Source organism: Acidovorax sp. BL-A-41-H1 (genome assembly GCF_051942715.1).
Window position 1 is genome coordinate 1,382,902 of sequence record NZ_JBPVJQ010000006.1, and the last position, 11,449, is coordinate 1,394,350.

General features: G+C 64.9%; 9 protein-coding genes and 1 tRNA gene. 4 read left to right on the top strand and 6 right to left on the bottom strand.

Features of this window, described 5'->3' with window-relative positions; genetic code table 11:
• Window positions 1-27 precede the first annotated feature (27 nt).
• Window positions 28-101, top strand: a tRNA-Gly gene (locus tag ACTPOI_RS19650).
• A gap of 166 nt (window positions 102-267) precedes the next feature.
• Here the strand turns inward: ACTPOI_RS19650 and ACTPOI_RS19655 are convergent.
• Entirely contained in the window at window positions 268-1,752 is a 1,485-nt protein-coding gene (locus tag ACTPOI_RS19655) for an NAD-dependent succinate-semialdehyde dehydrogenase (RefSeq protein ID WP_440111834.1), read from the bottom strand.
• A gap of 223 nt (window positions 1,753-1,975) precedes the next feature.
• On the opposite strand from ACTPOI_RS19655, the gene alaS reads away from it, so the two are divergent.
• Window positions 1,976-4,600, top strand: coding sequence for an alanine--tRNA ligase (alaS, locus tag ACTPOI_RS19660; protein WP_440111836.1), 2,625 nt, complete (start codon window positions 1,976-1,978; stop codon window positions 4,598-4,600).
• Between the two features lie 163 nt (window positions 4,601-4,763).
• Here the strand turns inward: alaS and ACTPOI_RS19665 are convergent, their stop codons facing one another.
• The 5 genes from ACTPOI_RS19665 to ACTPOI_RS19685 all read right to left on the bottom strand — a co-directional run bounded on the left by ACTPOI_RS19665 (window position 4,764) and on the right by ACTPOI_RS19685 (window position 9,872).
• Window positions 4,764-5,816 carry a GGDEF domain-containing protein gene (locus tag ACTPOI_RS19665; protein ID WP_440111838.1) on the bottom strand — a complete coding sequence of 351 codons (1,053 nt, stop codon included), beginning with the start codon at window positions 5,814-5,816 and terminating at the stop codon, window positions 4,764-4,766.
• A gap of 36 nt (window positions 5,817-5,852) precedes the next feature.
• Window positions 5,853-6,611 (bottom strand): tRNA (guanosine(46)-N7)-methyltransferase TrmB, encoded by a 759-nt coding sequence (gene trmB, locus ACTPOI_RS19670; RefSeq protein ID WP_440111840.1) that lies wholly within the window; start codon window positions 6,609-6,611, stop codon window positions 5,853-5,855.
• Window positions 6,608-7,684, bottom strand: coding sequence for a tRNA glutamyl-Q(34) synthetase GluQRS (gluQRS, locus tag ACTPOI_RS19675; RefSeq protein WP_440111842.1), 1,077 nt, complete (start codon window positions 7,682-7,684; stop codon window positions 6,608-6,610). Before gluQRS ends, trmB begins: the two co-directional genes overlap by 4 nt.
• On the bottom strand, window positions 7,681-8,835 hold the full coding sequence (locus tag ACTPOI_RS19680; RefSeq protein ID WP_440111844.1) for an NAD(P)/FAD-dependent oxidoreductase: 1,155 nt from the start codon (window positions 8,833-8,835) through the stop codon (window positions 7,681-7,683). The genes gluQRS and ACTPOI_RS19680 overlap by 4 nt, the downstream gene beginning before the upstream one ends.
• Before the next feature lie 98 nt (window positions 8,836-8,933).
• Complete coding sequence (locus tag ACTPOI_RS19685) at window positions 8,934-9,872, bottom strand: LysR family transcriptional regulator (RefSeq protein WP_440111846.1); 939 nt, start codon at window positions 9,870-9,872, stop codon at window positions 8,934-8,936.
• A gap of 104 nt (window positions 9,873-9,976) precedes the next feature.
• Here ACTPOI_RS19685 and ACTPOI_RS19690 point away from each other — a divergent pair, with 104 nt between their 5' ends.
• Both ACTPOI_RS19690 and ACTPOI_RS19695 read left to right on the top strand, forming a co-directional pair.
• The gene (locus ACTPOI_RS19690) at window positions 9,977-10,678 is read left to right on the top strand and encodes a pirin family protein (protein WP_440111849.1); all 702 of its coding nucleotides are present in this window, start codon (window positions 9,977-9,979) and stop codon (window positions 10,676-10,678) included.
• Window positions 10,679-10,865: 187 nt separating this feature from the next.
• Window positions 10,866-11,420 (top strand): flavodoxin family protein, encoded by a 555-nt coding sequence (locus ACTPOI_RS19695; RefSeq protein WP_440111851.1) that lies wholly within the window; start codon window positions 10,866-10,868, stop codon window positions 11,418-11,420.
• Window positions 11,421-11,449 lie beyond the last annotated feature (29 nt).

Consider the following 11,449-nt stretch of genomic DNA (forward strand, 5'->3'; position numbering starts at 1 on the left):
CCGTTTGAAATCAACGGGTTGCAGATTGCGGGTGTAGTTCAATGGTAGAACGGCAGCTTCCCAAGCTTCATACGAGGGTTCGATTCCCTTCACCCGCTCCAGATTCCCAAAAAGGCCGGTCTTGTGAAAACAGGGCTGGCCTTTTTGCTTCTGTGCATCCTGCTCCGGAGGGCCGCAAGGGCCTTCCAGCGACCAAGTACAAGCCAAAATGCCTTGTAGTCCATGATTTATATGCCTCTATTGCTATCAAAATAATAGCAATATCGGCTATTTCAGGATGTCACCCAGGCACAGGTATTTGATCTCGACGTAGTCGTCCATGCCGTAGTGCGAGCCCTCCCGGCCCAGGCCCGACTGCTTGACGCCGCCGAATGGCACATGCTCGGTGGCCAGGATGCCTACGTTGATGCCAACCATGCCGTACTCCAGCGCTTCGCCCACGCGGAAGATGCGTCCCACATCGCGGCTGTAGAAGTAGCTGGCCAGTCCGAACTCGGTGTTGTTGGCCGCGTCAATGGCTTCCTGCTCGGTCTTGAACCGGAATACGGGGGCGAAGGGTCCGAAGGTCTCCTCACGGGCGCAAAGCATGTCTGCGGTTGCGTTCGCCACCACCGTTGGCTCGAAGAACTGGCCTGATCCGAGGCTCTTCAGCCGCTGGCCACCCGCCACCACGCGGCCGCCTTTGGCCAAGGCATCGTCGACATGGCGCTGCACTTTCTCAAGCGCTGCTTCTTCGATCAGCGGGCCCTGGTTCACGCCGTCCTCGAAGCCATTGCCGACCTTGGCGGTCTTCACCTTGGCGGCGAACTTGGCCACGAACTCGTCGTACACGCCTTCCTGCACGTAAAACCGGTTGGTGCACACGCAGGTCTGGCCGGCATTGCGGTACTTGCTGGCAAACGCGCCTTCCACGGCGCTGTCCACGTCGGCGTCGTCAAACACGATGAACGGGGCGTTGCCGCCCAGCTCCAGTGACATCTTCTTGACCGTGGGAGCCGACTGCGCCATCAGGATGCGGCCCACCTCGGTGCTGCCGGTAAAGCTGATGTGGCGCACCACGTCGCTCGCGCACAGCACCTTGCCGATGGCAATGGAGTTGCCGCTGTCGGCGCTGAGGATGTTGAGCACGCCCGCCGGTATGCCGGCGCGAATGGCCAGCTCGGCTGCGGCCAGGGCCGTCAGCGGCGTCAACTCGGCCGGCTTGATAACCACGGGGCAGCCCGCCGCCAGCGCGGGCGCGACCTTGCGGGTGATCATGGCGAGCGGAAAGTTCCATGGCGTGATGGCCGCGCATACGCCTATGGGCTGTTTCATCACCAGCAGGCGCCGGTTGTTGTCGAACTGCGGCAGCGTCTCGCCGTTCACCCGCTTGGCCTCTTCGGCAAACCACTCCACAAAGCTTGCGCCATAGGCCACTTCGCCCTTGGCTTCGGCAAAGGGCTTGCCTTGCTCGGCCGTCATGATGCGGGCCAGATCGTCCTGGTGGGCCATGAACAGGTCATACCACTTGCGCAGGATGGCGCTGCGCTCCTTGGCCGTGCGGGTCTTCCAGGGGCCCCAGGCGGCATTCGCTGCGGCAATGGCGGCCTCCGCGTCCGCAGGGCCCAGATTGGCCACATCGGCCAGCTTGTACCCGGTGGCAGGGTCGTTCACGTCAAAGCGGCTGCTGCCGGGCAGCCATACGCCATTGACCAGCGCATCGGTCTTGAGCAGGGTGGGGTCGTTGAGCAGGGCAAGGGGCGAGGAATGCATGGCCGTAGGTTTCAGCTGTTTGACGGGGGGGAGACCGGGACGGATCCTGGGGAAGAAAGGCACATGCAGAGTGCTGCAACAGCCTTGGTGGTCAAAAGAATAGCGCCTTGGCGCGGTCGCCCACTGTGCCGGTAGCGACAGGCCCGCAAACCTATAATTGCCGGTTGGCCCACGCGTGCCGACCCTGTGCGGCATCGCCCCGTGCACAACCAACGTACACACCATGAGCAACCCCACTTTTTCCGTCGCCGACATCCGCAAGTCATTCCTGGACTTCTTCGTCTCCAAGGGCCACACCGTGGTGGCATCGAGCCCGCTGGTGCCCGGCAACGACCCGACCCTGATGTTCACCAACTCAGGCATGGTGCAGTTCAAGGACGTGTTCCTGGGCACGGACAAACGCTCGTACAACCGCGCCGTGTCGGTGCAGGCCTGCCTGCGTGCCGGTGGCAAGCACAACGACCTGGAAAACGTGGGCTACACCGCACGCCACCACACGTTCTTTGAAATGCTGGGCAACTGGTCGTTTGGCGACTATTTCAAGCGCGAGTCCCTGCACTGGGCGTGGGAACTGCTGACCACGGTTTACAAGCTGCCGCCCGAGCGTTTGCTGGCCACCGTGTACCAGGAAGACGACGAGGCCTACGACATCTGGACCAAGGAAATTGGCCTGCCGCCCGAGCGCGTGATCCGCATCGGCGACAACAAGGGCGGCCGCTACAAGTCCGACAACTTCTGGATGATGGCCGACACCGGCCCCTGCGGCCCCTGCAGCGAAATCTTCTACGACCACGGCCCGCACATTGCCGGCGGTCCCCCCGGCAGCCCCGATGAAGACGGCGATCGCTTCATCGAGATCTGGAACAACGTGTTCATGCAGTTCAACATGGACGAAACCGGTGCCGTGACGCCACTGCCCGCGCCCTGCGTGGACACCGGCATGGGCCTGGAGCGCCTGGCGGCCATCCTGCAGCACGTGCACAGCAACTACGAAATCGACATCTTCGATCAGCTCATCAAGGCCGCTGGCCGCGAGACGGGGGTGAGCGACCTGAACCACAAGAGCCTGCGGGTGATTGCCGACCACATCCGCGCCACCGCGTTCCTGGTGAGTGACGGCGTGATCCCCAGCAACGAAGGCCGCGGTTATGTGCAGCGCCGCATCGTGCGCCGCGCGATCCGCCACGGCTACAAGCTGGGCAAGAAGACGCCGTTCTTCCACAAGCTCGTGGCCGACCTGGTGCGACTGATGGGCGATGCGTACCCATCGATCCGCGACCAGGAAAAGCGCATCACGGATGTGCTCAAGGCCGAGGAAGAGCGCTTCTTTGAGACGCTGGCCAACGGCATGGAAATCCTGGACGCGGCCCTGGACGGCGGCGCGAAGGTGCTGCCCGGCGATGTGGCTTTCAAGCTCCACGACACCTACGGCTTCCCGCTCGACCTGACCAACGATGTGTGCCGTGAGCGCGACGTGGAAGTGGACGAGGCAGGTTTCAAGACTGCGATGGAAAAGCAGAAGGCCCAGGCCCGCGCAGCCGGCAAGTTCAAGATGGACAAGGCGCTGGAATACACCGGCGCCTCCAATCAGTTCACGGGCTACGAACAGCTTGCACACGACGCAAAAATCGTAGCAATCTATGTAGACGGTACTAGCGCCGCGGTCCTCAAAAGTGGTCAAAATGGCGTGGTGGTGCTGGACAGTACCCCGTTCTACGCCGAAAGCGGCGGCCAGGTGGGCGACGAGGGCGTGATCACCAGCGGCTCGGCCCGCTTTGCGGTGGATGACACCCTGAAGATCAAGGCCGACGTATTCGGTCACCATGGCACGCTGCAGGAAGGCACGCTCAATGTGGGCGACACCGTGCAGGCCCAGGTGAACATGGCCGTGCGCGCTGCCACCATGCGCAACCACTCGGTCACGCACATCATGCACAAGGCGCTGCGCGAAGTGCTGGGCAGCCACGTGCAGCAAAAGGGCAGCCTGGTCAACGCAGACCGCACCCGTTTCGACTTCACGCACAACGCAGCCGTGACGGCGGTCGAGGTCCGCGAGATCGAGCGCCGCGTGAATGCCGAGATTCTGGAAAACCACTCCACGCAGGCCCGCGTGATGGACATCGAGTCGGCCCAGAAGACCGGTGCCGTGATGCTCTTTGGCGAAAAGTATGGCGACACCGTGCGCGTGCTGGACATTGGCACTAGCCGCGAACTGTGCGGCGGCACGCACGTGCAGCGCACAGGCGATATCGGCCTGTTCAAGGTGGTGAGCGAAGGCGGTGTGGCCGCGGGCGTGCGTCGCATTGAGGCCGTGACGGGCGCCAATGCGCTGGCTTACCTGCAGCAGCTGGAAGACACCGTGAACCAGGCTGCCAGCACGCTCAAGGCCCCGGTAACCGAACTCAACGGCCGCATCGTGCAGGCCCTGGAAAGCGCACGCGCGCTCGAAAAGGAAGTGGTAGCGCTCAAGGGCAAGCTGGCGTCGAACCAGGGCGACGAGTTGCTGACGCAGGCGGTGGAAGTGGGCGGCATCCAGGTGCTGGCCGCTGCACTGCCGGGTGCAGATGCCAAGACGCTGCGCGACACCATGGACAAGCTCAAGGACAAGCTCAAAACCGCCGTGATCGTGCTGGCCGCCGTGGATGGCGGCAAGGTGCAACTTGCCGCGGGCGTGACCGCCGACAGCGTGGGCCGTATCAAGGCGGGCGAACTGGTGAACTTTGTGGCCCAGCAGGTAGGCGGAAAGGGCGGCGGCAAGCCCGACATGGCCATGGCTGGTGGCACCGATGCCACGCAGCTGCCGAAGGCGCTGGCCTCGGTGCTGCCCTGGGTGACGGCGCAGCTGTAGGAATGGGGAGGGTGGCTAAGGGCACCCTTTGAGGTGCTCTGGCCGTTGCTTGTTGGTGGTGCAGGAGACGTGAAACCGCGAACTTCGCGCACCCACCTGACTGGCGCGTTGAGCGGTGATCGCGGACGGCTTCAGCGTATCCTGAAGTCGTAATCCGCGAGACTCAGAACAGTTCGACGTCGTCGTTGCCGACGACCTTCGCCGCCAATTCGCCGCCCGCCACCAACTCGTCGTAATAGCAGACCTGGTTGCGCCCGTGCTCCTTGGCGTAGTAGAGAGCCTGGTCTGCTTGACCCAATATTTCCACCGGCGCACCCTTGGTCGTGCTGACGAAGCCAAGGCTGACCGTGACCTGACCGACCTGGGGAAACGCATATTCCTGCACGGCGGTACGAAACCGGTTGAATACCTTGTGTGCCGTGCTCAGGGTTGTGGAGCGCAGCAGCACCACAAATTCCTCGCCCCCAAACCGGAAGATGCGGTCGTGGCTGCGAAAGCTGTTGCGCAGGATGTTCGCGACGAGGATCAGCACTTCGTCGCCATAGAGGTGGCCGAAGCGGTCGTTGACCTGCTTGAAGTGATCGATGTCCACTACGGCCAGCCACTGCTGGATGGGTTCGCTGCTGGACGCTGATTCTTCGGCGGCCAGAGTTTCCACCACCGCGCCGGCCCTGCTGGGCAGGCCCTGCATGGTGTGGCGCGAGAACTGCTCGTCAAACGTCTTGCGGTTGAAGAGCCCGGTGAGCGCATCGCGTTCGCTGTAGTCCAGCAGGCTCTGGTAGTTCTGGTAGACCGCAAACACGCCCTTGAGCACATCAAGCTTGTGCGCCGAAAACGGACGTGACTGAGTGATCTCCAGGCAGGTGTGCACCTTCTCGTGCATCCATACCGGCAGCCAGAGCACATGGCGACCCTTGCGCGGTGAGGCCAGGGCGCTGTCGCCGTGGGTTTCAATGCATTCGCGCAGTGCGGGGTAGTGCTCGAGCGCCTCGCGCCGCGGGTCGGTCGCGGCCTCTGAATCGGTCGAGGTCAGCTGGCCGTTTTCCACCCAGGTCCGCGGCCGCACGTGTGCCTGCCCAGAGTCTGTGAAGAGCTCCAGCGCTCGGACCTCGATGATGCTGGTGAGCTTTTGCAGCGTCGACAGCACCGAAACCTCCAGTCGGAGGTGGTCACGGTGGCCGGTCATTTCGACCAGATTTTGAAGGATGGGCGTCATGAGAATAGGACGGCGGGCAGCGCGTGCAAATCGGTATCAGGCGGAACGCACAAAGACCAGGTCCCACACCCCGTGCCCGAGGCGGAGTCCCCGGTTTTCAAACTTGGTCAGGGGACGATAGTCGGGTTGCGGTGCAAACCCTTCGGCGGTGTTGTGCAGCGCAGGCTCGTTGCCCAGCACCTGCAGCATCTGCTGCGCGTAGGGCTCCCAGTCGGTGGCGCAATGCAGGTAGCCACCAGGCTTGAGCCGTGCCGCCAGCTTGGCCACCAGGGGCGACTGGATCAGGCGGCGCTTGTTGTGCTTGGTCTTGTGCCAGGGGTCGGGGAAGAAGATGTGGACCCCGTCCAGGCTTGCCTGCGGCAGCATGTGGTCCAGAACTTCGACAGCGTCATGCTGCAGGATACGGATGTTCGTCAGGCCTTGTTCGCCAATGCGCTTGAGCAGGGCGCCCACGCCGGGTTCATGCACCTCGCAGCACAGAAAATTGTCGCCCGGACGCACGTTGGCAATATGTGCCGTGGCTTCGCCCATGCCAAAGCCAATCTCCAGGATCAGCGCTGCGTCGCGGCCAAAGGCTGCGACGGCATCGATGGGCGTGGGCTGGTAGGGCAGCACATAGCGGGGGCCGAGGTCTTCAAAAGCCTTGGCCTGGCCCGTGGTGGTGCGGCCGGCACGGCGCACAAAGCTCTTGATGGTCTTGGGATGGGTCACGCCGGCGGGGGCGCTGCCCGGCGCGCGCGGCGGGGCATCTGGCAGGGCGCTCTCGGGCGCAGGGGCAAGGGTGGGTTCGGTCACGGTCTCTGATTGTAGATTCGTCCCCACGCTTTGACCCAATGGGCAAGCGCGTCGGGTACAGAATTTTCCCGCCTGGCTTCCAGTGGAGGAAGCCCGAGCACCCGGGCCGCCTGTGCCAGCGCAGCAACAGGCGCATGCAGGTCCAAGGCCCGGGCACCGTTCTGCTTGGACAATTTCTCGCCGTTGTCACCACAGACCAGCGGCGCATGGAGGTAGCGCGGCGTGGGCATGCCCAGTGCCTTCTGCAGCAGGATCTGGCGCGCAGTGTTGTCGGCTAAGTCCTCGCCGCGCACGACGTGGGTGATGCCTTGGTCACCGTCGTCCACGACCACAGCCAACTGGTAGGCCCATAGGTCATCCGCGCGGCGCAACACAAAATCGCCCACAGCCTCGGCCACATTCTGGTGTTGCAGGCCCAGACGACGGTCATGCCACCAGACATCATGGCCCGCGACACGCATCACGAAGGGGGTGCCAGTGGTACTACTGCTGATGGCTTCGCTGGCGGGCGTGGTGGTGCTCGCGCCGCCTTCTGGCGGGTTTTTAGCGGGTACTGCAAAACGCCACGAACGGGCAGCCTTGCCAGACAGCCCATGGCGGCAGGTGCCGGGGTAGGGCAGGGCTGCATGCCGCTCACGGGCATGGCCCATGGCCTCATGCGCTTCTTCGATGTCCTTGCGCGAACATCCGCACGGGTAAGCCCTGCCTGCGGCTACCAGCGCGTCCAGGACCGTCTGGTATCGGTGGCCGCGAGCCGACTGCCACAGCGGCGGGCCATCTGGCCGCAGGCCACAGGCGGCCAGCTGCGAAAGGATGGACTCCGCAGCGCTCAGGCTGCAGCGGGGGATGTCTACGTCTTCGATCCGGATCAGCCACTGGCCGCCCCGCCCCTCGTTGAAAGCCCTTGCGTCCAGCCAGCTTGCCAGCGCGGCCACCAGGGAGCCCGCATGCAGCGGGCCGGTGGGCGACGGGGCAAAGCGCCCCACATAGTGCCCGCTACCGCGGGCCTGCGTGGGGACGGCTTCGGCCGTCAGCGCCGGGGCAGCGCGCTCGTGCGCGCCCGGGGCTGTCATGCCACGGCAAGTGCGAGTTCGAGCCCGGACACGAAGGCGTCTTCCACGCGGTGGCCAATGCACCAGTCACCGCAGGCACCAATGCCGGCGCCCCCGTCCCACAGATGGCTGCGGCCCAGCGGATGCGTGGTCTGCGCGTAGCGCCAGCGGCGTGTCTCCACATACGACGGCTCGGCACGGATGCCGGTGACCTCTGCAAAGGCCTTGAGCAGCTTGGCCTGCACGCGGGCTTCGTCGTCTTCCAGGTGTTCGGCAGACCAGGCCGGGCTGGCCTGCACCGTCCAGCGTTCGACGAGGTTGCGGCCGGGCTTGGACGATTCGCGCGCCAGCCAGGCGATGCGGTGGTGGGTGCTGCGCGCTGCGTTCCACTGCGGCCCGAGGGTGGTCAGGCCTGGCCGCACGGCCTGGGGGTAGGCCAGCATCAGCGTCCAGCAGGGGGCAATCGCCACGGTCGCCAGGGCATCGGCCAGCCGGCTTTCAAGGCCCGAACTGGCCAGCAGGGCCTGCGCAGGCACCGATGGCATGGCCAGCAGCACTGCATCGTAACCAGCGTAGACGCGCTGGGCCCCATCGGCGCCAGCCGTGCGCAGCTGCCATCCACCGGCGTTGACGGCATCTGGCTCGATGCGCGCCACGCGCGTCTGCACGACGAGATCGCCCGAGCGGTTCAGCGGTTCTGCCCAGGTAGCCACCAGCGACTGCATGCCCGGGCTTGCCACCCAGTGCGCCTCGCCCCGTGCCAGGCCTTCGGCAGCCACGCGTCCGGTGGCGTCCAGCACGCGAACCGAGTTGGCGCTCCAGCGCTTGCACACGCCCGGTACGGTGTCGATGGCGCGCGCGAAACGCGGGTCGCGCACGGTGAAGTACTGCGCGCCCGAATCGAAGGCCCCAAACGGGCTGTCGACCGTGGCGGTGCGCCCGCCCACTTCGTCGGCCTTTTCAAACACCGTCACCTGGTGGCCAGCCTGCACCAGCGTGCGCGCGCAGGCAATGCCCGCCATGCCGGCGCCGATGACGGCAAAGTGCTTGCGTGGCTTGCCCGACCAGGTGGCGGGCGCGGAAGCGGCAGCGGATTGCGCTGCGCTGGAAGGCTGGGATGCTTGGGCGTTGCGTCGGCGGCGTTCGGCGGGGCGGGTGTCAGGTGTGCTCATGGAGTGGCCTTTGTGTGACGGACGGCTAAGAAACTGCGAAGGACGTGCAACAGCAACCACTCTACACGCGCACGGCACCCGCTGCGGCGCACAAAGGGTCAGAAATGATGGTGGTTTTCCAGCAGAGCGCGGCGTGTGGCGGGGCTTTGCAGCTGGGTCAGCCACCATTGCAGGGCCCGGCCCGGCGCGGCGAAGCCAGGGCCGCCCCAGGCGTAATGCACGCGCACGTTGCGCTCGGGCCGCGCCACACGGCGCGCCACGAGGCGGCCGGCCTCCAGATAGGGCCGCAGCATGGGTTCGGGCAGAAAGCCCCCGCCCAGTCCGCGCAGCTGCACCTGCAGCTTGGCCTGCATGGTGTCTACCGTCAGCACATCCTGCCCGCCCAGCAGCCCCATGGTGGCCCCGCCGCGGGTGGCCGAATCGGCCACCGCCACCGCGCGGTGCTGGCGCAGCGTGGCATCGGTGATGGGCTCTGGCACGGCCGCCAGCGGGTGGTGCGGCGCCACGGCGTAGATGAATAGCACCTCGCCCAGCAGCGCCTGCTGCAGCCCCGCCACCTCCGAGCCTGCGATCGACACGCCAATCGCCAGATCGGCCCGCCCGGATGTGAGGGCCTCCAGCGTGCCGGCCATGATGCCGTCGCGCAGCTTCAGACGCGTGGGCGGCGCCATCGCATAAAAGGCATCCACCAGCTCCAGCATGGTCTGTGGCGAGATGATGCCGTCCACCGACAGCGTGAGCTGCGGCTCCCACCCCGTGGCCACCCGGCGCACGCGATGGGCCACGGCGTCGATGTCGTGCAGCAGCCGCGCACCCTCGCGCAGCAGTTCGCTGCCGGCCTCGGTAGGCCGTGCCTGGCGGGCGCTGCGGTCGAACAGCAGTACATCCAGGGCATCCTCGATCTGGCGCACCCGGTAGGTGAGGGCGCTGGGCACGAGGCCGAGTTCGCGCGCGGCGGCAGCGAAACTGCCTTCCTTGGCAATCACCTGCAGCATGGCCAAGGCATCTGGCGTGAGGACATCGCGTGCGTTTTGCATGGTGGTGCAAGTTTATTTCAGTAAATTTGAATCGTTACGACGATTTGCCTGCGTGCTGATCCCTCCGCCGGTGCGTACATTGGAGGCTTGAAAAGGACCCTGCCATGCTGACCATTCGCAAATCACAAGACCGGGGCTATGCCGACCACGGCTGGCTGCAGTCGTTCCACAGCTTTTCATTTGCCGGCTACCACGACCCGGCGCACATGGGCTTTGGCAACCTGCGCGTCATCAACGAAGACCGCATTGCCCCGGGTACCGGTTTCGGCACGCACGGGCACCGTGACATGGAGATCATCAGCTACGTGCTGTCCGGTGAACTGGCCCACAAGGACAGCATGGGCAACGTCAAGGCTATACCGCCGGGCGATGTGCAGCGCATGAGCGCTGGTACCGGGGTGATGCACAGCGAGTTCAACCACGCGGAGGGGCAAACCACGCACTTCCTGCAGATCTGGATCGAACCCAACGTCCGCGGCATCGCTCCCGGCTATGAGCAAAAAACCTTTGCCGATGCCGAAAAACGCGGCGTGCTGCGGCTGGTGGCGTCGCCAGACGGTGCCAGCGGCTCGGTGAAGATCCATGCCGATGCGCGGCTCTACTCCGGCCTGTTCCAGGGCGCCGATGCGGTGTCTGTGCCCCTGCAACCCGGCCGCAAGACGTACGTGCATATGGTGCGAGGCGCGTTGGCGGTCAATGGCCAGGCCTTGTCGGGCGGGGATGCCGCGCTGATCGAGGATGAGGCGGCGCTGTCGCTGGCGGATGGCAACGACGCCGAAGTGCTGGTGTTTGACCTGGCAGGTTGAGTTTCTGCGCAGGATTCGCGGGGCTGCGCGCAGCTCCCTAGTGGCCCGCGGTCTGGTGTCATTTTTGTGAGATGAAGCGACAAAAGCTTCATCCGTGGTGGGGTCAGGCACGCTGCTTTCTACGCGGGGCGGCCGGGTCCTGGTGTTGTCGATGTGATCGTTGATGTTCTTTGATCAGGAGATTTCCATGGCAAAAATTGCAGTCGTATTTCATTCTGGCTACGGCCACACCCGGCGCCTGGCGCAGGCTGTCGCCGAAGGCGCCAATGCCGAACTGGTGGCCATCGACGCCGACGGCAACCTGCCCGAAGGCGGGTGGGAGACCCTGGCCGCTGCCAGCGCCATCATCTTTGGCACACCCACCTACATGGCCGGGCCCAGCTGGCAGTTCAAGAAGTTTGCCGATGCGTCGAGCAAGCCCTGGTTCAGCCAGGCCTGGAAGGACAAGCTGTTTGCCGGCTTCACCAACAGCGCCAGCACCAATGGCGACAAGCAGGTCACGCTGGACTACCTTTTTCACCTGGCCATGCAGCACGGCGGGCTGTGGGTGGGGTCGGGCATGATGCCCGCCAACTCCAAGGCTGCCACGCGCAACGACGTGAACTGGATCGGTGCCTTCAGCGGCGCCATGGCGCAATCGCCCTCCGACGCGTCGGCCGCCGAGATGTTCCCTGGCGATCTGGAAACCGGCCGCCTGTTCGGCCAGCGCGTGGCCGATGTGGCCCGCCGTTTGGACCGTTGAGCCTGCTGCGTGGCCAGATGGGATGCGCG

Bases quoted from the DNA above. Each gene is read 5' to 3' on its own strand.
- gluQRS (WP_440111842.1), bottom strand. From the start codon at position 7,684: ATGACAGCCCCGGGCGCGCACGAGCGCGCTGCCCCGGCGCTGACGGCC.
- alaS (WP_440111836.1), top strand. From the start codon at position 1,976: ATGAGCAACCCCACTTTTTCCGTCGCCGACATCCGCAAGTCATTCCTG.
- ACTPOI_RS19655 (WP_440111834.1), bottom strand. From the start codon at position 1,752: ATGCATTCCTCGCCCCTTGCCCTGCTCAACGACCCCACCCTGCTCAAG.
- ACTPOI_RS19690 (WP_440111849.1), top strand. From the start codon at position 9,977: ATGCTGACCATTCGCAAATCACAAGACCGGGGCTATGCCGACCACGGC.
- ACTPOI_RS19695 (WP_440111851.1), top strand. From the start codon at position 10,866: ATGGCAAAAATTGCAGTCGTATTTCATTCTGGCTACGGCCACACCCGG.
- ACTPOI_RS19685 (WP_440111846.1), bottom strand. From the start codon at position 9,872: ATGCAAAACGCACGCGATGTCCTCACGCCAGATGCCTTGGCCATGCTG.
- ACTPOI_RS19680 (WP_440111844.1), bottom strand. From the start codon at position 8,835: ATGAGCACACCTGACACCCGCCCCGCCGAACGCCGCCGACGCAACGCC.
- ACTPOI_RS19665 (WP_440111838.1), bottom strand. From the start codon at position 5,816: ATGACGCCCATCCTTCAAAATCTGGTCGAAATGACCGGCCACCGTGAC.